A 23,490-nucleotide genomic window follows, 5' to 3' on the forward strand; every position below is an offset into this window, starting at 1 on the left:
AAGGACAGCAACGAAGCCGCAGCGGCCATCCGGTATCCCCTCCCTGACCCGGCAGCTGCGGCTTCGACACCTTCACCTGGAGTTCGTTACGCCATGAAAAAGACCCTCACCCTCGGCCTGTCGATCGCCGCCCTGGCTGTCGCCGGCACCGCCGTCGCCCAGAACGCCCCCGCCACTGCTTCGCACCAGCGCGGTGACTGGGCCAACAAGACGATGACCCGCGCCGACGTGCAGACCCGCACCGCCGCGATGTTCGACCGCATGGATGCCAACCACGACGGCAAGCTCGACCAGGCCGACCGTTCGGCCCGCAAGGCCGAGATGTTCGCCAGGATGGACACCGACAAGAACGGCCAGCTTTCGCCGGCCGAACTCGACGCCGCCCACAAGGATCGCGGCGGGCGCGGCGATCACGCCCGGATGGCCGGTGGCAATATGGCCGGCGGCGACATGGCCGGGATGGACCACGCCAAGATGGGCGGCCACCGCATGGGCGGAAAGATGGGCGGCCAGCACGGCGGCATGGGCAAGATGGCCGATGCCAACGGTGACGGCGTCGTGACCAAGGACGAATTCGTCGCCGGCGCCCTCGCCCGCTTCGATGCCGGCGACACCAACCACGACGGTTCGCTGACCCCGGCCGAGCGCCAGGCCGCGCACGCCGCGATGAAGGCCCAGTGGCAGGCCAAGCGCGCCGCCAAGCCGGCCGCGTAACCGAAAGGCGCAGACGAAGGCATGACCGAACCTGCGCCCGCGCAAGCGCCGACCAAGCTGCTCCTCGTGGACGACGAGGGCAGCCTGCGCGAACCCCTGGCGGCCTATCTGGCCCGCCAGGGGTTCGTCGTGGTCGAGGCGTCCAGTGCCGCCGAAGCGCGCACGAAACTGCGCGACGAACCCTTCGACCTCGTCCTGCTCGACATCATGATGCCCGGTGAGGACGGCCTGTCGCTGTGCCGCCACCTGGTCGAGACGCACGCGGTTCCCACGATCTTCATCACCGCCAAGGGCGAGGCGACCGACCGCATCGTCGGCCTTGAGATCGGCGCCGACGACTATGTCGTAAAGCCGTTCGAGCCGCGCGAGCTGGTCGCCCGCATCCGCTCGGTGCTGCGCCGCGCGGCCAAGGGCGCGGGCGCGGCGGCGGGCGAGGACCTGGCCTATCTGTTCGACGCCTGGAAGCTCGACCCGGTCAAGCGCCGCCTGATCGATCCCGAAGGTGCGCTGGTGTCGATCTCGTCGGTGGAATTCCGCCTGCTCGTCGCCTTTCTCGATCATCCGCGCCAGGTCCTGGACCGCGACCGCCTGCTCGACATGGTCCAGGGCCGCGAAGCCCATCTGTTCGACCGCGCGGTCGACAACCAGGTCAGCCGCCTGCGCCGCAAGGTCGAGCGGGACAGCCGCAATCCCACGTTGATCCAGACCGTGTGGGGCGGCGGCTACATGCTCGCCGCCGATGTGCGGCGGGTTCCGCTGGACGACTGAGCGTGACGCTTCATCCGCGCAGCCTGCACCCCCGCAGCCTTCAGGGCCAGTTGATGCTGGGCATCGCGCTGGCCGTGCTGCTGGCGCAGGGCATCAGCGCCGCGCTGATCTGGCGTTCGCAGGCGGAGCGGCGCGAGGCCGCGCTTGTCCACGCCGCCGCGGTGCGGCTGGCGGGGACGCCGCTGGCCGATGGCGGCGCCGGCGGCCACGGGCCGCGCATGGGCCCGCACGGGCGCGTGCAGATCCGCCCCGACACCCCGATCCTGCCCGGCGAATCGCGCGTCGCCGACGAGGAGGCGGAGCTGCGCCGCATCCTGTCGGGCCAGATCGATGTCGGCGATGTCGTCGTCGTCCACCGCCCGGCAAGCCAGGATCCCGAGACCGCGCGCCGCTTTGCCGCCGGCACCAACGTATTGGGGCAGCCGCGCCGGATGCCGGCGGAAGTGATCGTCGCCGCGATCGAGCGGCCCGAGGGCGGCTGGCTCGTCACCCGCATCCTGGCCCCGCGCGCCGACCGGATGCTGCTGCTGACCTTCGGCGCGCAGACGCTGCTGCTTTACGCGCTGCTGCTGGGCGCCATCGCGCTGGTGGTGCGGCGCGTGACGGGGCCGCTGGCGGCTTTGACCCGCCGCGTCGAGGCATTCGGCGACACCCGCAATGCCCAGGCCCGGCTTGCTCCGCCGCTGGCCCCGCAAGGCCCCGACGACGTGCGCCGGCTGATCGCCGCACAAGGCGCGATGGAGCACCGCGTGGCCGCGCTGCTGGATGAAAAGGACGTCATGCTCGGCGCCATCGGGCATGACCTCAAGACGCCGCTGGCAGCGCTGCGCGTGCGCATCGAAAGCGTCGAGGACGATGCCGAGCGTGCGCGGATGGCCGCCACGATCGAGGACATCACCCGCACGCTCGACGACATCCTCAGCCTGGCGCGGGTCGGTCGCCCCAGCGACCCGCGCGAGCCGACCGAACTGGCCGCGCTGGTGGCGCAAGTCTGCGAGGAATACGAGGACATGGGCGAGCCGGTGACGCTGGAAGAGACCCAGCGCATCGTCGCGCCGATCCGCGCCACCTGGCTGCGCCGGGCGCTGCGCAACCTGGTGTCGAATTCGGTCCGCTATGCCGGCGGCGCGCGCGTGGCGCTGGTGCGAGACGGCGGCGAGGCCGCGATCACCGTGGCAGACGATGGCCCCGGCATACCCAAAGAACGGATCGAGGGGATGATGGAGCCGTTCACCCGCGGCGATCCCTCGCGCAACTCGGAAACCGGCGGGGCAGGCCTGGGCCTGACGCTGGCACGCGCGATCGCCGAACAGCACGGCGGCACGCTGACGCTGGCCAACCGGCGGGGTGCCGACGGCGCCATCGCCGGGCTGACCGCGACGCTGCGCTTGCCGGTCTAGGCCGCTTCCAACCGCCGGTCAGCGATACCTAGCGCAGAAGACCGCCGAGAATTCCGCGGGCGAAGCGGCCCAGCATCGCGCCGCCAAGTGCCGTGCCGAGCGATCCCGCCGCGGCGGCCGCGGCCGATGCCATCGGCGATCCGCCGCTGCGCCGGCCGGTCATCTGGCGCGCCACCATCGTGCCCGCCGAAGCCGCCGCCGCGCCCATCGCGGCCTTGCCGGCGCGCTCCCACATCGACGTGGTGCGGCGCGGCTGGGCGCGCTGTACCTCAGGCCCCTGCTCCTGAACGACCTGCGCGGCAGCGGCGGCATCCTCGCTCTTGCGGGCAAGCACTTCGGCGGCCGATTCGCGGTTGATCGCCGTGTCGTACTTGCCAGAGAACGGGCTTTGCGCCTGGATCGCGCCGCGCTCGGGCGGGGTGATCGGCCCCAGCCGCGAACGCGGCGGCGCGATCAGCGTGCGCTGGACGATCCCCGGCGCACCTTCGGCATCAAGCAGCGAGACCAGCGCCTGGCCGGTCTTGAGCTCGGTAATCGCGGTAGCGACGTCGAGGCCGGGATTGATGCGGAAGGTGTCGGCGGCGGCGCGGATCGCCTTCTGGTCGCGCGGGGTGAAGGCGCGCAGCGCGTGCTGGACCCGGTTGCCGAGCTGCCCGGCGATCTTTTCGGGAATGTCGATCGGGTTCTGGGTGACGAAATAGACGCCCACGCCCTTGGAACGGATCAGGCGCACCACCTGCTCGACCTTGTCGAACAGCGCGGGGGGTGCCTCGTCGAACAGGAGGTGTGCCTCGTCGAAGAAGAACACCAGCACCGGCTTGGCCGGGTCGCCCACCTCGGGCAGCGCCTCGAACAGTTCGGAGAGCAGCCACAGCAGGAAGGTGGCGTACATCTTGGGCTGCTGCATCAGCGTTTCGGCGGCCAGGATGTTGATGACGCCGCGACCCGCTGAATCGGTGCGGATGAAGTCGTTGATCTCGAACGCGGGCTCTCCGAAGAAGCGATCCGCACCTTGCCCTTCGAAGGTCAGCAACTGGCGCTGGATGGTGCCGACACTGGCCCGGGTGACGTTGCCGTAGCGCGCCGACAGGTCCTTGGCATTTTCCGCCACCGCCACCAGCGTCTGCTGCAGGTCCGCAAAGTCGAGCAGCAGCAGGCTGTTGTCGTCGGCATATTTGAAGGCGATCGACAGCACGCCTTCCTGCGTCTCGTTAAGGCCGAGCAGGCGGCTCAGCAGCAGCGGCCCCATTTCCGAAATCGTGGTGCGGATCGGGTGGCCCTGTTCGCCGTAAAGGTCCCAGAACACCGCGGGATTGCCCGCCCAGGCAAAGTCAGAAATGCCAAGCTCTGCCGCGCGGGCGCGAATCGAATCGGCGTGCGCCATGGCGTCGCTGCCGGCCACCGCGATGCCCGAAAGATCGCCCTTCACGTCGGCCAGGAACACCGGGACGCCGGCGGCGGAGAACTGCTCGGCCATCGTCTGCAGCGTCACCGTCTTGCCGGTGCCGGTCGCGCCCGCGACCAGGCCATGGCGGTTGCCGCGCGAAAGCAGCAGGCGCTGCTGCTGGCCATCCTCGCCAAGTCCGAGCAGAATCGAATCCATGGTCGCGCCCTTTCGCCGTCGCTTCGTCCCGCACAGGGATAAGCGCGGCCGCCCGGTGAAGCGAGGGGCTTTTTGCATGGCGCCGGCGCGGCTAAGCCCGTGCGATGCGCGCGCCCCTTGTCCTTCTCGACGACGCCCGCCGCGACGGCGCCAGCGCCGCCCGGCTCTACCGCGACCCCGTCGAGGTCGTGGTCGCGCGCCGGGCCGATGAGGTAGCGGCGGCGCTGGCGCGGATGGAGGCGCTGCACGCCGCCGGCCACCACCTTGCCGGGTATTTCGCCTACGAAGCCGGCCTTGCGCTGGAGGCGCGGCTGGCGCCCCTGGCCGATGCGCGCAGCGGCGCGGCCGGGCCGCTGGTGTGGATGGGCGCGTTCGGCGGTTTCGAGGCGATTGCCGCGGCGGACGTACCCGCCTGGCTGGCCGCGCAGGGGGGCGGCCCGGCCTATATCGGCCCGCTCGACCCGGCGCTGTCGCCGGGCGGCTACCGCGCCGCGTTCGCGCGCATGGAAGACGCCATCGCCGCGGGCGACATCTACCAGGCCAATCTCACCTTCCCGCTTACGGGCGCGTTCCGGGGCGACCCGCTGGCGCTTTACGCCGCGATCCGCCCGGCCGCCGCGGCAGGCTATGGCGGGGCGGTGTTCGACGGTGCGCGGTGGCTGCTGTCGTTCTCGCCCGAACTGTTCGTCGCCGCGCGCGACGGCGCAGCGCGCGTGAAGCCGATGAAAGGCACGCGTCCTCGTGCCGCCGACCCGGCGGCGGACCGCGCGCTCGCCGCCGAGCTGGCCGCATCGCCCAAGGACCGGGCCGAGAACCTGATGATCGTCGACCTGCTGCGCAACGACCTGTCGCGCATCGCGCTGCCCGGGTCGGTGCGGGTCGAGGCGCCTTTCGCGGTGGAAAGCTATCCGACCGTCCACCAGATGACGACCGCCGTTCGCGCGCAGCTTGGGCCCGGCGTCGGCGCGGCGGCGCTGCTGCGCGCGCTGTTCCCCTGCGGTTCGATCACAGGCGCGCCCAAGATCCGCGCGATGGAGCTGATCGACGAGGCCGAGCGCGATGCGCGCGGCCCCTATTGCGGGGCGATCGGACGGATCGATCCGCCCACCGGCGCAGGCAAGGCTGGCGATACCGCCTTCAACGTGGCAATCCGCACCCTGCGCCTGGTACCCGATGCGGATTCCGGGGGCGAGACCGCGCGCGGCAAGGCCGTGCTGGGCGTGGGTTCGGCGATCGTCGCCGATTCCGAGTGGCTGACCGAGTGGCGCGAAGCCGTGATCAAGGGAGGATTCGTGCGCGAGACGGCCGGCGGCTTCGACCTGATCGAGACGATGTGCTTCACCCCCGAGGCTGGCATCTCGCTGCTCGAACTTCATCTTGCCCGGCTGTCGGCCAGCGCGGCGGAGCTGGGCTTTTCGCTTGACCGCCATGCCATCCGCAACGCCATCCAGGCGTTGAGTTTCGCCAGCCGTGCGCCCGGCCGCTTGCGGCTGGTCGCCGCGCGCAGCGGCGCCTTCGCGATCGAGCTGGGCAACCTGCCCCAGCCGTGGACCGAGCCGGTCACCTGCGGCGTGCTGCGCTTGCCGGTCGACCCCGGCGACTGGCGCCTGCGCCACAAGACCAGCGACCGCGGCTTCTACGACGAGGCCCGCGCCGCGGCGCAAGGCGAGGGCGGCGAGGAAGCGATCCTGGTCCGCGACGACGGGCTGGTGACCGAGGGATCGATCGCCAACATCTTTCTTGAGCGCGGCGGCGTTCTGCTGACACCGCCCGCGGCGCGCGGGCTGCTTCCAGGCGTGCTGCGCGCTTCGCTGCTGGCCGAGGGCCGCGCGCGCGAGGCCGACCTGACGCTGGATGACCTGGCCGACGGATTCCTGGTCGGCAACGCTGTGCGCGGGCTGTGCCGGGCCAGGCTGCTGGCATGAGCGAACGCATGTCCGCCGCGCTGAGCCGTATCGCCGCCTCGCGCACCACCGCGATGACCGACCGCGCGCTGGCGCTGAAGGCCGCCGGCGTCGACGTCATCGCGCTCTCGGTGGGCGAACCCGACTTTCCCACCCCGCCTCACGTCATCGCCGCTGCCAAGGCCGCGCTCGACGATGGGCAGACGCGCTACACCGCGGTGCCCGGCACGCTGGCGCTGCGCCAGGCGGCGGCGCGGCACTTCGCGCGCGACCTTGGCATCGAAACCGAGGCGGAGCGCGTACTGGTCAGCGCCGGGGGCAAGCAATCGATCTTCCTCGCGCTGCTCGCCACGCTCGACCCCGGCGACGAGGTGCTGATCCCGACGCCGTGGTGGGTGTCCTATCCGGAAATCGCGCGCTTCGCCGGGGCCGCGGTGGTGCCGCTGGAAACCACGGCCGCGAACGGGTTTCGCATCACCCCCGATCAGCTTGCCGCCGCGATCACGCCGCGCACGCGCTGGCTGCTGCTCAACAGCCCCGGCAACCCGACCGGCGGTGTCTACGCCGCGGCGGATCTCGCCGCACTGGGCGAGGTGATCGCCGCGCATCCGCAGGTGCTGGTCCTGTCCGACGATATCTATGCGCCGCTGCGCTATGACGGCACCGCGCATGCGACCATGGCCGTGGTCCGCCCGGACCTGGCGGAGCGGGTGCTGACCGTTTCGGGCGTCTCCAAGAGCCACGCGATGACCGGCTTTCGCATCGGGGTCGCCACCGGGCCGGCGTGGCTGATCGCGGCGATGACGCGGCTGCAGTCGCACGCCAGTGGCAACGCCGCCTCGCTCAGCCAGGCCGCCGCGGTTGCCGCGTTCGACGGGCCGCAGGATTTTCTCGCCGACTGGCGCCTGCGCCTGCGCGAACGGCGCGACCGCGTGGTCGCGGCGCTGAACGCGATTCCCGGCTTGTCGACCCCGGTCCCGGCGGGCGCGTTCTATTGCCTGGTCGACGCCGCCCCGCTGGCCGCCCGCTTCGGCGGCGACGACGAGGCGCTGTGCCTGCACCTGCTCGACCACGGCGTGGCGCTGGTCGCCGCATCGGCCTTTGCCGGGCCGTTCGGTTTTCGCCTGTCGTTCGCCGCCGCAGACGACACCCTTGACGAGGCCTTGCGCCGCATTGCGAAGGCCCTGAAATGAGCGACTACCACCAGAGCGACTACCCGATCCTGTTCGAGGATGCCGAGGCGCTGATCGTCGACAAGCCGGCCTGCCTGCCGATGGACACGCCGCGCAAGGGCGGTGAGAGCCTGGCCGATCACCTGCACAACCTGAGGCTGGGCTTCCAGCGCGACCCGGTGCCGGTGCACCGGCTCGACACCGATACCAGCGGCTGCCTGCTGCTGGCGCGCAATCCCAAGGCTCTCAAGCGCTTTGCCGCCGCGTTCGAGGCGCGCGAGGTCGAGAAGGTCTACCTCGGCATCGTCGCCGGTCCGGTGGCGGAGGAAGCCGGCACGATCGACCTGGCGCTCACCAAGATTTCCAGCGCGGAAAAAGGCTGGCGGATGATCGCGGCGAAGAAGGGCAAGCCGTCGGTCACCCACTGGCGCAAGCTGGCCGAAGTCGGCGCGATGACGCTGGTCGAATTCCGGCCCGAGACCGGCCGCACGCACCAGATCCGCATCCACGCCGAACACGGCCTCGGCCACCCGCTGGTCGGCGATCCGGTCTATGGCGACGGCAAGGGGCAAGCCGGCGCGCGGCGCACGATGCTGCACGCCTTTGCGCTCAGCCTGGCTCGCGCGGGCAAGCCGCCGGTCGCCGCGACGGCGCAGATGCCGCACGATTTCCGCGCGCTCGGTTTCGAGCAGCCGGGCGCCGATGCGTGAGGCGACCACCCGCGCGCTGAGCCTCGCCAGCGAAAGCTTCATCGCCGCCGCCGGGCCGGGCGGACAGAACGTCAACAAGGTGGCGACCGCGGTGCAATTGCGGCTCGACGTCTATGCGCTGCGCCTCCCCCCCGAAGTCTTCACGCGGCTGCGCACGCTGGCGGGCAGCCGGATGACCGCCAAGGGCGAGATCGTCTTGACCGCGCGCCGCTTCCGCACCCAGGAGGCCAACCGCGCCGACGCGCGCGAGCGGCTGGCCGAACTGATCGAGGACGCGCACGACCTGCCGGCCAGGCGCGCCAAGTCGCGCCTCAACCGCATCGGCAAAGTCCAGCGGCTGGCGGGCAAGAAAATCCGCAGCACGGTCAAGGCCGGGCGCGGCAAGGTGCAGCTAGACTGACGCTTCGGCGCGCAGCACCTCGCGCCCATCAGCCGCGGACGCGCCGAGCCTCAATGCTGCGCCCTCGCGCCGCAGCACGAGGTGCAGCATTTCGCCCGCAATGGCCGGCGACATCGCGCGAAACTGGAACGTCTTCAGCGCGTTGTCGCCCAGCTCGCGCTGCGCGAGATCGAGCACCAGCGTCGCCATCAGCGGTCCATGCACGACCAGCCCGCGGTAGCCTTCCTGCCCGGTGACGTAGGGGTAATCGTAGTGGATGCGGTGGCTGTTGAAGGTCAGCGCCGAATAGCGGAACAGCAGGGGCGCTTCGGGCGTCAGGGCGCGGTGAACGTCCCATGCCGATGCGTCGAAGTGGCCGCTGCCCGGCGGAGCGGGGACAGGCGGGGACCCGGCGGGCGGTGCGTCGCGGTAAACCAGCGTCTGTACTTCGCTGACCGCCAGCCCGGCCGGGCCGCTCGTTTCGTGGAGCAACCGCACGAACACGAGCGCGCCCGAACCGCCCTGTTTCTCGTCGATGGCGGCGACCCGCGTGGTGCGCGTCACCGCTTCGCCGACGCGCAGCCGGGCGTGGAAGGTCATCGCGCTCGATGCCCACATGCGGCGCGGCAGCGCGATCGGCGGCAGCAGCGAAGCGGGATCGTCGCTGCGGCGCGGGTGCCCGTCCGGTCCCAGCGCGGCGGTGGGGGCATCGGGCAGGCACAGGCAGAAGTGGATGCCCTGCGGCATCGTGCCGTCCTGCGGCATCGCGCGGTCCAGCGTGGCGCACCAACGCGCGGCCATGCCGCCATCGAGCCGGTCGGCGCGGGTCTCCTCGCGCCCGATCCAGTCGGCGAAGCTCACGCCGCGCGCTCGAACACCGCGGCGACGCCCTGCCCGCCGCCAACGCACATCGTCTCGAGCCCGTAGCGGCTGCCACGCCGTGCCATCTCGTGCGCCATCGTGGCAAGAATGCGCACCCCGGTGGCGCCGATCGGGTGGCCGAGCGAGATGCCCGAGCCGTTGACGTTGAGGGTGTCGTGCCGGCTGTCGTCATCGCTCCAGCCCCAGCCTTTGAGCACTGCCAGGACTTGCGGGGCGAACGCCTCGTTCAGCTCGATCAGGTCGATATCGTCCCACGCCAGGCCATTGCGGGCAAACAGCCGTTCGGTCGCGGGGACCGGGCCGATGCCCATGCGCGACGGATCGCAGCCCGCCATCGCCGCGGAATGGAACCACAGCATGGGCGTCAGCCCCAGTTCGGCCAGCTTGTCCTCGGCCACGACCAGGCAGGCGGCGGCGGCATCGTTCTGCTGGCTGGCATTGCCAGCGGTGACGACCGCGCCGGGCATCGTGCGCTCCTCGATCGCTTTAAGCTTGCCGAGCGATTCCATGCTGACGTCGGCGCGGTAACCCTCGTCGTGGTCGAACATCACCGGTTCGCCGCGCTTTTGCGGCACCGCCACCGGCACGATTTCGTCCGCGAAGCGGCCGGCCTGCCAAGCGGCTGCGGCGCGCTGGTGGCTGCGCACGGCATAGGCGTCGGACGCTTCGCGGCCGATGCCGTAGTCGGCGGCAAGGTTCTCCGCCGTCTCGATCATGCCCGAGATCACGCCGTAGCGCGCCTGCGGCTGGCTCATCAGTCGGCCCCGCGTCAGCCGGTCATGCAGGGTCAGGTCGCCCATCCGCACCCCGCCGCGCACGGCGGTGGTGTAATGCTCGACGTTGGACATCGATTCGACGCCGCCGGCGACCACCACGTCGCTGATCCCGGCCTGGACCATCGCAGCGGCATTGATCACCGCCTGCAGGCCCGACCCGCAGCGCCGATCCAGTTCGTAGCCAGGGACGCTTTCGGGCAGCCCGGCGGCCAGCCACGCCCAGCGCCCGATCGCGGGCGCCTCGCCGTTGGCATAGCCGTGCGCCATCACCACGTCGTCGACCCGCCCCGGATCGATGCCGCTGCGCTTCACCAGCGCGGACAGGACCGCAGCGCCCAGTTCGCCCGCGCCCAGCGGCGCCAGGCTGCCGCCGAAGCGGCCGACCGCGGTGCGGCAGGGAGCGACGATAGCGGCGCGGCGCGGGGCGGGCATGGGCGGTTCCTCAGGTCTGGGCGGCGAAGGCGCGCAGGATGTGCTTGGCAACCTGCAACTGCAGGATCTGCGTGGTGCCTTCGTAGATGCGGTAGATGCGCGCGTCGCGAAAGAATCGCTCAGCATCGTATTCGGCCAGGTAGCCGGCGCCGCCGTGGACCTGGACCACGCGGTCGACCACGCGGCCGCACATCTCGCTGGCGAAGACCTTGAAGGCGGCGGCCTTGACCAGCACGCTTTCCCCGGCGTCGGCGCGTGCGGTGACGTCGGCCATCATCGCCTCGGCGGCGTAGATCTCGATCTCGCTGTCGGCCAGCATCGCCTGGATCAGCTGGAAGTTGGCGATCGGTTCGCCGAAGGCCTTGCGTTCGGTCGCATAGCGCAGCGCGGTGTCGAGTGCGCGGCGCGCATAGCCGGCCGACGCCGCCCCCACCGATATGCGCCCCGCGTCCAGGCTCTTCATCGCATAGACGAAGCCCTTGCCGGTTTCGCCGCCCAGCAGCGCGTCGGCCGGCAGGTGGACGTCTTCCAGGATCACGTCGGCGATCTGCGCCCCGGCCTGGCCCATCTTCTTGTCCGCGCTGCCGGTGCTGACGCCGGGCGTGTCCATCGGCACCAGAAAGGCGGATACGTGGGCGTTGCGCGGCAGCGCCTCCTTGTCGGTACGCGCCATGATCAGCGCGACGCCGGCCTGCGGGGCGTTGGTGATGTAGCGCTTGGTGCCGTTGAGGACCCAGCCGCCGCTGCCATCGGGACGCGCGGTTGTCTGCATCGCGGCCGAATCCGATCCCGATCCCGGCTCGGTCAGGCCGAAGCACGCGATCGTGCCATCGACCAGCGCGGGAAACCACGTTGCCTTCTGCGCGTCGGTGCCGCCATGCTTGAGCGCGGTGGCGAACATCCCGACGTTGATCGAGAAGATCGAGCGGAAAGCCGGCGCGGCATAGGCCAGCGCATGAACGGTGCGCGCGTATTGGCTGACGTTGAGCCCGGCGCCGCCGTATTCCTCGGGCACGGTCAGGCCGAACAGCCCCATGTCGCGCATTTCGCGCAGGATCGGTTCGGGAACGCGGTCGCCCTCGATCGTCTCGCGCTCTGCCGGGATCAGACGTTCGCGCACGTAGCGATGAAGCTGGTCGAGGAAGGCGTCGAAGACGTCCGCGTCCATTCCGGGGTTGGCGGCGGCGGTCATCGCGCGGTTTCCGACGGTTCGGGCGAAGCCGACAGCTCGGCCGCCGGGATCATCGAACGCGCATCCGACAGGGCCCGTGCCTCGTCGGCGCTGGTCGTGCCCGGCGCCTGCGGCGCCTTGCCCTGCGAACAGGCGGCGAGCGCTGCCAGCAGCAGCGCGGGCATCGCCCTCACTTCTTCGCCGGGGCTTTGACGGTGGCGGACGCGGTCGGCGTCGCCTCGGTCTGCATCGGCTCGGTCTGCATCGGCTCGGGCGCCGGGCTCAGCGACGCGTCGGCGCCGGGCAGCGCGTTCGGGTCGGCAATCGGCATGTCCTCGGCCGCGACGCTGCCCATCGCTTCTTCGGCCGGCATCTCGACCGTGTCGGCCTGCGCCGCCTCGTTGGCGCTGTCGGACTTGCCGCAGGCGCCGAGCGCGAGAAGAGCGGGAGCGAGGAGGTAAACTGCAGGGCGCATCGGCGGGCCTTTCATCGGGCGGAATCGATCGTGCCGGCTCTAACCGAGCGCGTGCGGGCAGGCAAACCGGCGCTGACACCGATCTATCGTCGGCGGCACGATGGCCGTTTGCAAACATATAAAGGTTTCTTTATATGACATTCCGAAATGCGGATCGAACCCACCTTGCGCGCGCTCGACGACGGTACCCGGCTGCGGATCCTGCGGCTGCTGGCGCATATGGAACTGGCGGTGGGGGAACTGGCGCAAGTGCTCGGGCAAAGCCAGCCGCGCGTCTCCCGCCACGTTCGCATCCTGTGCGATGCCGGCCTGGCCGAGCGGCGCAAGGAAGGCAGCTGGGTGTTCCTGCGCAGCCTGATCGCGCCCGGCGCCGCACCGCCACTGGCCGATGCACTGGCGCGCCTGCTCTCCGTGGCCGAGGCCGACGACGCCGCTTTCGCTGCCCGCTGCGGTGAAGACCGTCGCCACCTGGCCGCGATCCGCGCCGCCCGCGGCAGCCAGGCCGCCCAGTATTTCGCCCGCCATGCCGAGGAATGGGACACGCTGCGCAGCCTGCACGCGCCCGATGCCCCGGTCGAGGCGGCGCTCGGAAAGGCGCTGGGCGCCGGGCCGCTGGGGGCGCTGCTCGACGTCGGCACCGGCACGGGCCGGATGGCCGAACTGTTCGCGCCGCGCTCCAGCCACGTCACCGCGCTCGACAAGAGTACAGAGATGCTGCGGCTGGCCCGCGCCCGGCTCGGCGCGCTGCCGGCGGGCAGCCTTGACCTGGTGCAGGGCGATTTCACCGAACTGCCCTTCGCCGACGCCGCGTTCGACACCGTGTTGTTCCACCAGGTGCTCCACTATGCCCAGGCGCCGGAGGCCGTGCTGGCCGAAGCCGCGCGGGTGACCCGCGCCGGCGGCCGCGTCGCCATCGTCGATTTCGCCGCGCACGAGCGCGAGGAACTGCGCGAGCGCCACGCCCACGCCCGCCTGGGCTTTTCGGACGAACAGATGCTGGGCCTGCTGACCGGCGCGGGCTTTGCCGCGGCGCCGCCGGTGGCGCTGCCCGGCACGCCGCTGACCGTCAAGATCTGGACCGCCACGCGCCAGCCCGGTTCCGGTCGGGTGACCCGCGGCGCCGCAACGAAAGCCCCCGCATGACCCGCGCCAATACCCGGCCACGCAACGAAGCCGCCACCGCGGGAGCCCCGCCGCTGTTCGCGGGCCTGCCCGGCGATATTGCCATCAGCTTCGAATTCTTTCCCCCCAAGTCCGAGGCGATGCAGGCGCAGCTGTGGCAGACGCTGGAAACGCTGGCCCCGCTTGGCCCCGAGTTCGTTTCCGTCACGTATGGTGCCGGCGGCACCACGCGTGAGCGTACCCACGCCACCGTCGCCCGGATCGCGCAGGAAACCGCCATCCCCGCCGCCGCGCACCTGACCTGCGTCGAGGCCAGCCGCGCCGATGTCGACGCGGTCGCGCGCGCTTACTGGGAGGCGGGCGTGCGCCACGTCGTGGCGCTGCGCGGCGACATGCCGGCCGGCCCCGGGACGCCGTTCGCGCCCCACCCCGACGGTTATGCGAACGCCGCCGAGCTGGTCGCGGGCCTGAAGGCAATCGCCCCGTTCGAGATCTCGGTGGCCGCATATCCCGAATGTCATCCCGACAGTGCCGACGAGGCCGCCGACATCGCCAACCTCGCGGCCAAGGTCGGCGCCGGGGCCAGCCGCGCGCTGACCCAGTTCTTCTTCGAACCCGACGCCTTCTTCCGCTTTCGCGACGCCGCCGCAGCCGCCGGCATCGACGTGCCGCTGGTGCCGGGGATCATGCCGGTCACGAACTATGCAAACATCCAGCGCATGGCGGCGATGTGCGGCACCGCGGTGCCGGCGTGGCTGGGCAAGCTGTTCGAAGGGCTGGACGACCATCCCGGCTCGCGCCAGCTGGTTGCCGCAACCGTGGCCGCCGAGATGTGCCGGCGGCTTTACGCCGGCGGCGTGCGCGACTTCCACTTCTATACGCTCAACCGGGCGGAGCTCAGCTACGCGATCTGCCACCTGCTTGGCGTTCGCCCGAAAGGAACCGGCCAATGACCCCTCGCCAAACCTTCCTGGCCGAGGCTGCCAGGCGCATCCTGATCATCGACGGTGCGTTCGGGACCGAGATCCAGAATTGCAAGCTGACCGAGGCGGACTACGCCGGTTCGCTGGGACTGGGCCATGACCAGAAAGGCAACAACGACATCCTGGCGCTGACCAGGCCGGAAGTGCCGGAATCGATCCACCGCGCCTATTTCGAGGCCGGCGCCGACATTGCCGAGACCAACACCTTTTCCGCCAACCGCATCAGCCAAGCCGACTACGGCGCCGAACACCTGGTGCGCGAGATCAACCTGGCCAGCGCCGGCATCGCCCGCAAGGTTGCCGACGAATTCGCGGCGAAAGACGCCGAAAAAGGTATCTGGCGCCCGCGGTTCGTTGCCGGCGCGATCGGGCCGACCAACAAGACATTGTCGCTGTCGCCCGACGTCAACGATCCCGGCTACCGCGAGATCGACTGGGACACGCTGGTCGATGTCTATCACGAACAGGCCGCCGCGCTGGTCGAGGGCGGGGCAGATTTCATCCTGATCGAGACGGTCTTCGACACGCTCAACGCCAAGGCCGGGATCATGGCGGTCAAGCGGCTCGAGGCGGAACTGGGCCGCGACGTGCCGATCATGCTGTCGATGACCCTGACCGACCTGTCGGGCCGCAACCTGTCGGGCCACACGGTCGAGGCGTTCTGGTACGCGGTGCGCCATGCCCGGCCGCTGACGATCGGGCTCAACTGCAGCTTCGGTGCCACCCAGCTGCGCCCGCACGTCCGCGCGCTCAGCGCAATCGCCGATAGCCTGATCATGGTCTATCCCAATGCCGGTCTCCCCAACGAACTGGGCGCCTACGACGAGGAACCGCCGACGACTGCGGGCCTCGTGCGCGAATGGGCCGAAGCGGGGCAAGTCAACGTGCTGGGCGGCTGCTGCGGCAGCACGCCCGCGCACATCGCCGCGATTGCCCAGGCTGCGCAGGGGCTGGCCCCGCGCGTGATCCCCGCCGCTGCCCCGGTCACCCGGCTGGCCGGCCTTGAACCCTTTACGATGGCGGCCTGATGACCACCCAAAATGCCTCCTCGCGCTTCGTCAACATCGGCGAGCGGACGAACGTTACCGGCAGCGCCGCGTTCAAGAAGCTGATCCTGGCGGGCGACTATGCCCGCGCGGTCGAGGTCGCGCGCCAGCAGGTCGACAACGGCGCGCAGGTGATCGACGTCAACATGGACGAAGGGCTGCTCGACGCAGTCCACGCGATGACGACCTTCCTCAAGCTGATCGCGGCCGAGCCCGACATCGCCCGCGTGCCGGTGATGATCGACAGCTCCAAGTGGGACGTGATCGAGGCGGGCCTCAAGTGCGTCTCGGGCAAGCCGATCGTCAACTCGATCTCGATGAAGGAAGGCGAGGAAGCCTTTCTCGGTCACGCCCGCAAATGCATGGCTTACGGCGCTGCGGTGGTGGTCATGGCGTTCGACGAGAAGGGCCAGGCCGACAGCAAGGAGCGCAAGGTCGCAATCTGCGAGCGCGCCTACAAGCTTCTTACCGGGATCGGCTTTCCGCCCGAGGACATCATCTTCGACCCCAACGTTTTCGCGGTGGCGACGGGCATCGAGGAGCACAACACCTACGGCGTCGACTTCATCGAGGCGGTGAAGGAAATCCGCGTCCGCTGCCCGCACGTGCATTTTTCGGGCGGGCTGTCCAACCTGTCGTTTTCGTTCCGCGGCAACGAGGTCGTGCGCCGGGCGATGCACAGCGTGTTCCTGTTCCACGCCATTCCCGCCGGGCTCGACATGGCGATCGTCAATGCCGGGCAGCTCGACGTCTACGACGCGATCGACCCGGAACTGCGCGAAGCCTGCGAGGACGTGATCCTCAATCGCCGCCCCGATGCCACCGACCGGCTGATCGCGCTGGCGGAACGCTACAAGGGCAGCGACCCGGTGGCCGAGAAACAGGCCGCCGAATGGCGCGGGTGGGAGCCGGTGCGCCGGATCGAGCACGCGCTGGTCAAGGGCATCGACGCGCATATCGTCGACGATACCGAGGAGATGCGCGCCCAGATCATGGGCGCCGGCGGCCGCCCGATCGAGGTGATCGAGGGGCCGCTGATGGACGGGATGAACACCGTCGGCGACCTGTTCGGCGCCGGCAAGATGTTCCTGCCGCAAGTGGTCAAGTCCGCGCGCGTGATGAAGAAGGCGGTCGCGCACCTGATTCCCTTCATCGAGGCGGAAAAGACCGCCGCGTCGACGCCCAAGGGCAAGATCGTGATGGCGACCGTGAAGGGCGACGTTCACGACATCGGCAAGAACATCGTCGGCGTCGTGCTGCAGTGCAACGGCTACGAGGTGATCGACCTGGGCGTGATGGTGCCGTGGTCGAAGATCATCGAGACCGCGGTAGGCGAGCAAGCCGACATCATCGGGCTGTCCGGCCTGATTACCCCCAGCCTGGACGAGATGGTCACCGTGGCCGAGGAAATGCAGCGCGCGGGCTTGAACCTGCCGCTGCTGATCGGCGGCGCGACCACCAGCAAGGTCCACACCGCGCTGCGCATCGATCCCGCCTACAAGGGCCCGGTGATCCACGTGCTGGACGCCAGCCGCGCGGTCGGCGTCGCCAGCCAGCTCCTGTCCGACACGCAGATGGAACCGTTCGTCGCCGCCACCGCGGACGAATACGTGAAAGTGCGCGCCGCGCGCGAAGGCAAGGCACAAAGCGTGCTGCTGACGATCGAGGAGGCCCGCGCGAACTTCTACGATCCCAGTTTCGCCGAAAAGCCGGCCCCGCCCGAACAGCCCGGCCTGCACGCCTTTCCCGCCTGGGACCTGGCCGACCTGCGCGAGGTGATCGACTGGACGCCGTTCTTCCGCGCCTGGGAACTGCACGGCACCTACCCATCGATCCTTGACGACGCGGTCGTGGGCGAGACGGCCCGCGCGCTCAAGGCCGACGCGGACGCGATGCTCGACAGGATCGTGGGCGAGAAGTGGCTGACCGCCAAGGGCGTCGTCGGGCTGTGGCCCTGCGCCCGCGACGGCGACGACGTTACCATCCACCTGGCCGAGGAGGAGCGCAACGTCGTCCTTCCGTTCCTGCGCCAGCAGGTCAAGAAAAGCCGCGACCGGGCGAATTTCTGCCTGGCCGACTTCATTGATCCCGCCGGCGACTGGATCGGTGGCTTCGCGGTCGGCATCCACGGCATCGAACCGCACCTTGCCCGCTTCCAGGCCGACAAGGACGACTACTCGGACATCCTGCTCAAGGCGCTGGCAGACCGGTTTGCCGAGGCTTTTGCCGAGCGCCTTCACCAGCACGTGCGCACGACGCTTTGGGGTTATGCCCCGGGCGAGCAGCTCACCAACGAGGCGCTGATCAAGGAGGAATACCGCGGCATCCGCCCGGCGCCGGGTTATCCCGCATGCCCCGATCACAGCCTCAAGCCCACCCTGTTCGCCCTGCTGGACGCGGGCCGGAACGCCGGCCTGGTGTTGACCGAGAACAACGCGATGCTGCCCACCGCGGCGGTGTCGGGGTTCTATTTCGGCCACCCGGAAAGCCAGTATTTCGGCGTCGCAAGGGTCGGCCGCGACCAGCTGGAAGACTACGCCAGGCGCTGCGGCATCGATATGGCCACCGCCGAACGCAGGCTGCGCCCGAACCTGGACTGATCGCGGATGCAACAATTCGTTCGCGGCGCCGTTTCACGTGCCTAGGCGAATGAGGAGCGATGCGATGGCCCGACCCGGCTTCAGACCCCACGTGGCAATCGGAGGGGTGCCGGTGCACGCCATGCTGGTGCCGTTTCCGATCGTCTGTTTCACCGGCGCGCTGCTGACCGACATCACCTATCTGAGCAGCGGCGGCCAGGTGCAGTGGGCCAATTTCTCCCAGTGGTTCCTTGCGTTTGGTGAGATGATGGGCGCGCTGGCGGCGCTGATGGGCCTGATCGACCTGTTCCGCACGCCCCGCGCCGACCGGCCTTCGATCGGATACATCCACTTCGCCGGCAGCGCGATCACGCTGACGCTGGGGCTGTTCAACAACTTCGTCCACGCCCGCGACGGCTGGACCGGGGTGGCCGGAACCGGGATCATCCTGTCGGTGCTGACGGTGCTGTCGCTGATCGTCACCGGGTTCCTCGGCCACCGCCTTGCCTATGTTCACCAGCGCGGCCGCGTTGTCGCCGACGAAAGGACGCTGTGATGCGCACCCGCCTCCTGACCGCCGCCGCGCTGCTCGCCCTCGGGGCCTGTTCCAAGCCCCACTTCGCGGGCGAGGAGCAGTACGGACCCAATCCGCGCCTGCCCAAGCCGCAGCAGTTCCTGTTCCCGCCGATGGGCATCGCCAACCCGACCGGCTTCAAGGCGAACGAGGCGCCGACCGCGGCACCCGGCTTCCAGGTCACCGCCTTTGCCAGGGACCTCAACTTTCCGCGCCGCGTCCTGCCGCTGCCCAACGGCGACGTGATCGTGGCCGAAAGCGGCGGTCCGGGGCTGGAGCACGTGCTGCGGCCCAAGGACATCATCTTCAACCTGGTCATCGGCGGCGCGCATGCGAGCGTGAAGCCGGGCAACCGCATCCTGCTGCTGCGCGACAGCAACGGCGACGGCGTGGCCGACCAGAAGTTCGTGCTGGTCCCCAAGATGGCTTCGCCGTTCGGTCTCGCGGTGATCGGCAGCACGCTGTACGTCGGCGCGACCGACGCGCTGTGGGCGTTTCCGTTTACCGCCGGCGCGACCAGCGTCGGCCAGGGCCGCATCGTCACGAGCCTGCCGGGCGGGCCGATCGATCACCACTGGACCAAGGACGTCGTCGCCAGTCCCGACGGGTCGAAGCTCTACGTCGGCGTCGGCTCCAACTCCAATATCGTCGAGAACGGGCTGGAGGCCGAGCACAACCGCGCCGCGATCCTGGAAGTCGACCCGAAGAACGGCGCCAGCCGCTTGTTCGCCACCGGGCTGCGCAATCCCAACGGGCTGCAGTTCTACCCGGGCAGCAACACGCTGTTCGCAGTCATCAACGAGCGTGATGAGCTGGGAAACAACCTGGTTCCAGATTACCTCACCAGCGTGAAGGACGGCGCGCATTACGGTTGGCCGTGGTCCTACTACGGTCAGCACGTCGACGTTCGCGTCCATCCGCAGCGCCCCGACATGGTCGCCAAGGCGATCAAGCCCGATTACGCGCTGGGACCGCACACCGCGGCGCTGGGGCTGACTTTCGTCAACGGCGGCATGATGCCTGCCCAGTTCCAGGGTGGCGCCTTCGTGGGTGAGCACGGTTCGTGGGACCGCACGGTGTTCTACGGCTACCAGGTGGTGTTCGTGCCGTTCGCCGGCGGCAAGCCGACCGGCAAGCCGATGCCGTTCCTGACCGGCTTCATCGACGGCAAGGGCAATGCCCGCGGCCGCCCGGTGGGCGTGGCGATGGACCGCGCCGGCGCGCTGCTGGTGGCGGACGACGTGGGCCAGGCGATCTGGCGCGTCACCCCGGCGGGCGGCGCCCCGGCGGGCGGCGCTCCGGCGGCCAGGCCCCCGGCGCGCTAGACGCCGGCGGCAGCGCGGCTATCATGGCCGCGTGCGCTGCCTGTTAGCCCCCATCATCGCGATGCTGGTCGCATCCTCCGCCGCTGCCCAGCCAGCCGCGGTCGCGGTCGCCTTCGATCGCCATCACGTGCGCCCGGTTCTGGCCGAGGGCCAGGCCAACCGTGCCACCGGGCGCGCCGTCACCGCCGACGATCCGGTGCGCGTCGCCTCGATCTCCAAGCTGGTGACGACGCTCGGCGTCATGCGGCTGGTCGATGGCGGCACGCTCGACCTTGATCGCGACGTGTCGGACTATCTCGGCTACCCGGTCCGCAACCCCGCCTTCCCCGATACGCCGATCACGCTGGCGATGCTGCTCTCGCACCGCTCCAGCCTGCTCGACGGACCCGATCTCTACATCATCCCGCTTGGCCACACGATCCGCGAGACGCTGGCCGATCCGCGCGTCTGGGACCCCGCCCACGCGCCGGGCAGCGACTGGTTCCACTACACCAACCTCAATTTCCCCGTCGTCGCCAGCGTGATGGAGCGGGTGACGAACGAGCGGTTCGACCGGCTGATGGCGCGGCTGGTGCTCAGGCCGCTCGGGCTCGGTGCCTGCTTCAACTGGGGCGAAGGGTGCAGCGCCGCGCAGGCAGCGCGTGCGGTGGTGCTGTACCGCGACAGCGGCGAGGTCGCCAAGGACGACCTCAAGGGCGCGCTGCCAGCCTGCCCGGTGGTGGTGGATGAAGGACAACCCTGCGACCTTGCGCGCTACGTGCCGGGCTGGAACGGCGCGCTGTTCGGCCCGCAGGGCGGCCTCAGGATCTCGATGCGCGACCTTGCCCGCGTCGGCCAATTGCTGGCGCGGCACGGCAAGGGGTTCCTGTCACCCGCTGCGATGGAGCGGATGGTGGCCCCGGCCTGGACGCTCTCCGCGGACAACGGCCTTGGCGAGGACGGCACCCACAGCGGGTTCTTCTGCGCCTACGGCCTGGCGGTGCACCACATCGGCGGCGGCGGCCCCGCTTGCCATGACGACCTGTTTGGCGACGGCGTGCAGCGCCTGGGCCACGCGGGCGACGCCTATGGCCTGCGCGCCGGGCTGTGGGTCGATCCGGCCACCGGGCGCGGCCTGGCCTTCTTCACCACCGCGGTGCCGGCCGGTTCGAAGGGGACGCGCAGCGCCTTCTCCGCGGCCGAGGAAAACGTCGTGTCCAGGGCCCTTCCAGCACACTGATCGCGCAGCAGTTTCCGCTTGCGACTCCGGCCCCGGCAGCGCAGCTTCGCGGCTTCGAATCCTTGGGGGCGCAGACATTTCCATGACGCATCGTTTCATGCCGACCGCGCTTGCGGCGCTGGGCGCGACCGCGCTGGTTTCCACCACGCTGACTGCCCAGACCGCCCGGACTGCCCAGACCGCGCACGGCGCCAACAGCGCCCACCCGGTGGCGGTCGATACTTATCACGGGGTCAAGGTGTCCGACCCCTATCGCTGGCTTGAGGACGGCAGCGCGCCCGATACCAAGGCCTGGGTGGCGGCGCAGAACGCCAAGAGCCGCGCCTATTTCGACAGCAAGCCGGTGCACGACCGCATCGCCGCGGAACTGATGCGCCTGGCCAAGGGCACGGGGGTTTACGATTCGGGCATCCAGGCGGCGGGCGGCAAACTGTTCGCCTATACCGTCACCCCCGGCGCGCAGCAGCCGGTGATCTCGGTCCTGGCCGCGTCGGGCGATCCGGCCACGCGCCAGGCCGTTCTCGACCCGCTCAAGTTCGATGCCAGCGGCCACACCGCGATCGACTGGTTCGAACCCAGCCCCGACGGCAGCAAGATCGCGGTGTCGCTGTCGCAAGGCGGCAGCGAGATCGGCACGCTGCACGTCTTCGACGTCGCCACCGGCAAGGAGATCGAGGCGCCGATCCCCGAAGTGCAGCGCCCGACCGGCGGCGGCACGCTGGCCTGGACGAAAGACGGCACCGGCTTCTGGTACACCCGCTATCCCGGCCCCGGCGCCGCCGATGGCGACCGCGATTTCAACATGCAGGCCTATTTCCACCGCCTTGGCAGCGATGCCGGCGCGGACGCCCTGGTCCTGCCGCTCAGCGCGGGACTGCCGCGCACGGGCGAGGTGTTCCTGTCCAACCCGGCGGGAGCCGACAGCGCGCTCGCCCGCGTGCAGAAGGGCGATGGCGGCGAATGGCAGGTCTTCCGCCTGACGCCCGCCGGGGCGACGCGGATCGCCACGTATGCGGACGACCTGAAGACCGCGACGCTGGCCGCCGACGGCGCCGTCTACGGCATCAGCTATGCCGGCGCGCCTAACGGCAAGCTGGTCCGGATCGCGCCGGGCGGAACGATCCAGACCATTGTCCCGGCCGGCAAGGTCGCCTTCACCACCGACAGCCTGGTGGTGAACGGCGGGCGGCTTTACGCCACCTCGATCGACGGCGGGCCCAACCGCGTCACCAGCTATGCGCTCGACGGATCGGACGCCAGGGCGCTTCCCATCCCCGACATCGCCGCCGTCAGCGAGATCGTGCCGATGCCCGGCGGCGACCTGCTCTACCGCGTGCGCACTTATACCGAACCGGCGCGCTACCTGCGCTATGACGCCGCCGCCGGCACCAGCACGGCGACCCCGCTGACGGTGACGACCCCGCTCGACATGACCGGCTTCAAGGTCACCCGGATGTTCGCGACCTCGAAGGACGGCACGAGGGTCCCGATCAGCCTGATCGCGCGCAGCGACATCAAGCTCGACGGGACGACGCCGACCATCCTTTACGGCTACGGCGGCTACGGCGTGAACATGGTGCCGGGCCTGGTCGGGTCGGCCACGTACATGTGGCTGAAGGCCGGCGGCGCCTGGGCGATCGCCAACATCCGCGGCGGCGGCGAATACGGCGAAGCCTGGCACACCGGCGGCAACCTCCTCAACAAGCAGAACGTGTTCGACGATTTCTACGCCGCGGCCGAATACCTGAAGGCGCAGAAGGTCACCTCGACGCAGCACCTCGGCTTGCTGGGCGGCTCCAACGGCGGGCTGCTGATGGGCGCCACGGTCACTCAGCACCCCGGCATCGCCAAGGCGGTGGTGAGCCAGGTCGGGATCTACGACATGCTGCGGGTCGAAACCTCGCCCAACGGGGCATTCAACGTCACCGAGTTTGGCACGGTCAAGGACCCGGCGCAGTTCAAGGCGCTTTACGCCTATTCCCCGCTGCACCGCGTCCGCAAAGGCACGCAGTACCCGGCGATGCTGCTGACCACCGGCGACAACGACGGCCGCGTCGATCCGATGCACAGCCGCAAGTTCGTCGCCGCGCTCAACGCCAGCGGCACGCGCGCGCCGGTCTACCTGCGCACGTCGGCCAATGCCGGGCACGGCCAAGGCAGCTCGCTGTCCGAAGCGGTGGCGCTTGCGGCGGATGTGCAAACGTTCTGGTTCGACCAGTTCGGGCTGGATTGGCCGCCTGCCAAGTGATGCGTTGG

Annotated in this window: 21 protein-coding genes; 15 read left to right on the forward strand and 6 right to left on the reverse strand. The window is 69.9% G+C overall.

The window, feature by feature from the left end; translation table 11 throughout:
- The first annotated feature begins 93 nt into the window (after positions 1-93).
- Genes ACOYW6_RS08795 through ACOYW6_RS08805 form a run of 3 tightly spaced genes read left to right on the forward strand, consistent with a single transcriptional unit; the run spans position 94 to position 2,882 of the window.
- A complete protein-coding gene (locus tag ACOYW6_RS08795) occupies positions 94-714 on the forward strand; it encodes an EF-hand domain-containing protein (protein WP_423140953.1) in 621 nt (206 codons plus the stop codon).
- A 21-nt stretch (positions 715-735) separates the two neighbouring features.
- Complete coding sequence (locus tag ACOYW6_RS08800; protein WP_423140954.1) at positions 736-1,482, forward strand: response regulator; 747 nt, start codon at positions 736-738, stop codon at positions 1,480-1,482.
- 2 nt (positions 1,483-1,484) lie between these two features.
- Positions 1,485-2,882 (forward strand): sensor histidine kinase, encoded by a 1,398-nt coding sequence (locus ACOYW6_RS08805; RefSeq protein WP_423140955.1) that lies wholly within the window; start codon positions 1,485-1,487, stop codon positions 2,880-2,882.
- 28 nt (positions 2,883-2,910) lie between these two features.
- On the opposite strand, the gene ACOYW6_RS08810 is transcribed toward ACOYW6_RS08805, so the two are convergent.
- Positions 2,911-4,485: a helicase HerA-like domain-containing protein gene (locus ACOYW6_RS08810; protein WP_423140956.1), complete on the reverse strand. Its 1,575-nt coding sequence runs from the start codon at positions 4,483-4,485 to the stop codon at positions 2,911-2,913.
- 104 nt (positions 4,486-4,589) lie between these two features.
- Here ACOYW6_RS08810 and pabB point away from each other — a divergent pair, with 104 nt between their 5' ends.
- The 4 genes from pabB to arfB are packed head-to-tail and all read left to right on the forward strand — an operon-like array spanning position 4,590 to position 8,671.
- On the forward strand, positions 4,590-6,410 hold the full coding sequence (gene pabB / locus ACOYW6_RS08815) for an aminodeoxychorismate synthase component I (protein ID WP_423140957.1): 1,821 nt from the start codon (positions 4,590-4,592) through the stop codon (positions 6,408-6,410).
- Entirely contained in the window at positions 6,407-7,582 is a 1,176-nt protein-coding gene (locus ACOYW6_RS08820) for a pyridoxal phosphate-dependent aminotransferase (protein ID WP_423140958.1), read from the forward strand. The genes pabB and ACOYW6_RS08820 overlap by 4 nt, the downstream gene beginning before the upstream one ends.
- Entirely contained in the window at positions 7,579-8,271 is a 693-nt protein-coding gene (locus ACOYW6_RS08825) for an RluA family pseudouridine synthase (protein WP_423140959.1), read from the forward strand. Before ACOYW6_RS08820 ends, ACOYW6_RS08825 begins: the two co-directional genes overlap by 4 nt.
- Positions 8,264-8,671 (forward strand): alternative ribosome rescue aminoacyl-tRNA hydrolase ArfB, encoded by a 408-nt coding sequence (gene arfB / locus ACOYW6_RS08830; protein ID WP_423140960.1) that lies wholly within the window; start codon positions 8,264-8,266, stop codon positions 8,669-8,671. The genes ACOYW6_RS08825 and arfB overlap by 8 nt, the downstream gene beginning before the upstream one ends.
- Here the strand turns inward: arfB and ACOYW6_RS08835 are convergent.
- The 5 genes from ACOYW6_RS08835 to ACOYW6_RS08855 are packed head-to-tail and all read right to left on the reverse strand — an operon-like array spanning position 8,663 to position 12,386.
- Positions 8,663-9,451: an FAS1-like dehydratase domain-containing protein gene (locus ACOYW6_RS08835; protein WP_423143098.1), complete on the reverse strand. Its 789-nt coding sequence runs from the start codon at positions 9,449-9,451 to the stop codon at positions 8,663-8,665. The two genes, arfB and ACOYW6_RS08835, sit on opposite strands and share 9 nt — an antisense overlap.
- 56 nt (positions 9,452-9,507) lie before the next feature.
- Positions 9,508-10,740, reverse strand: a complete 1,233-nt coding sequence (locus ACOYW6_RS08840) for an acetyl-CoA C-acetyltransferase (RefSeq protein WP_423140961.1) — start codon at positions 10,738-10,740, stop codon at positions 9,508-9,510.
- Positions 10,741-10,750: 10 nt separating this feature from the next.
- The gene (locus ACOYW6_RS08845) at positions 10,751-11,932 is read right to left on the reverse strand and encodes an acyl-CoA dehydrogenase family protein (protein ID WP_423140962.1); all 1,182 of its coding nucleotides are present in this window, start codon (positions 11,930-11,932) and stop codon (positions 10,751-10,753) included.
- On the reverse strand, positions 11,929-12,096 hold the full coding sequence (locus ACOYW6_RS08850) for a hypothetical protein (RefSeq protein WP_423140963.1): 168 nt from the start codon (positions 12,094-12,096) through the stop codon (positions 11,929-11,931). Before ACOYW6_RS08850 ends, ACOYW6_RS08845 begins: the two co-directional genes overlap by 4 nt.
- Before the next feature lie 5 nt (positions 12,097-12,101).
- A complete protein-coding gene (locus ACOYW6_RS08855; RefSeq protein ID WP_423140964.1) occupies positions 12,102-12,386 on the reverse strand; it encodes a hypothetical protein in 285 nt (94 codons plus the stop codon).
- Positions 12,387-12,533: 147 nt separating this feature from the next.
- Between ACOYW6_RS08855 and ACOYW6_RS08860 the strand changes: the two genes are divergently transcribed.
- The 8 genes from ACOYW6_RS08860 to ACOYW6_RS08895 all read left to right on the forward strand — a co-directional run bounded on the left by ACOYW6_RS08860 (position 12,534) and on the right by ACOYW6_RS08895 (position 23,482).
- Positions 12,534-13,529: an ArsR/SmtB family transcription factor gene (locus ACOYW6_RS08860; RefSeq protein WP_423140965.1), complete on the forward strand. Its 996-nt coding sequence runs from the start codon at positions 12,534-12,536 to the stop codon at positions 13,527-13,529.
- A complete protein-coding gene (gene metF, locus ACOYW6_RS08865) occupies positions 13,526-14,461 on the forward strand; it encodes a methylenetetrahydrofolate reductase [NAD(P)H] (RefSeq protein WP_423140966.1) in 936 nt (311 codons plus the stop codon). Before ACOYW6_RS08860 ends, metF begins: the two co-directional genes overlap by 4 nt.
- Entirely contained in the window at positions 14,458-15,519 is a 1,062-nt protein-coding gene (locus tag ACOYW6_RS08870; protein ID WP_423140967.1) for a homocysteine S-methyltransferase family protein, read from the forward strand. The genes metF and ACOYW6_RS08870 overlap by 4 nt, the downstream gene beginning before the upstream one ends.
- The gene (metH, locus tag ACOYW6_RS08875; protein ID WP_423140968.1) at positions 15,519-18,137 is read left to right on the forward strand and encodes a methionine synthase; all 2,619 of its coding nucleotides are present in this window, start codon (positions 15,519-15,521) and stop codon (positions 18,135-18,137) included. The genes ACOYW6_RS08870 and metH overlap by 1 nt, the downstream gene beginning before the upstream one ends.
- A gap of 64 nt (positions 18,138-18,201) precedes the next feature.
- A complete protein-coding gene (locus ACOYW6_RS08880) occupies positions 18,202-18,672 on the forward strand; it encodes a DUF2231 domain-containing protein (RefSeq protein WP_423140969.1) in 471 nt (156 codons plus the stop codon).
- Entirely contained in the window at positions 18,672-20,015 is a 1,344-nt protein-coding gene (locus ACOYW6_RS08885) for a PQQ-dependent sugar dehydrogenase (RefSeq protein ID WP_423140970.1), read from the forward strand. The genes ACOYW6_RS08880 and ACOYW6_RS08885 overlap by 1 nt, the downstream gene beginning before the upstream one ends.
- Positions 20,016-20,076: 61 nt before the next feature.
- Positions 20,077-21,234, forward strand: a complete 1,158-nt coding sequence (locus ACOYW6_RS08890) for a serine hydrolase domain-containing protein (protein ID WP_423140971.1) — start codon at positions 20,077-20,079, stop codon at positions 21,232-21,234.
- Positions 21,235-21,331: 97 nt separating this feature from the next.
- On the forward strand, positions 21,332-23,482 hold the full coding sequence (locus ACOYW6_RS08895) for a prolyl oligopeptidase family serine peptidase (RefSeq protein WP_423140972.1): 2,151 nt from the start codon (positions 21,332-21,334) through the stop codon (positions 23,480-23,482).
- The last annotated feature ends 8 nt before the right edge of the window (positions 23,483-23,490 follow it).

Source organism: Parablastomonas sp. CN1-191 (genome assembly GCF_049354825.1).
Taxonomy (GTDB): domain Bacteria; phylum Pseudomonadota; class Alphaproteobacteria; order Sphingomonadales; family Sphingomonadaceae; genus Novosphingobium.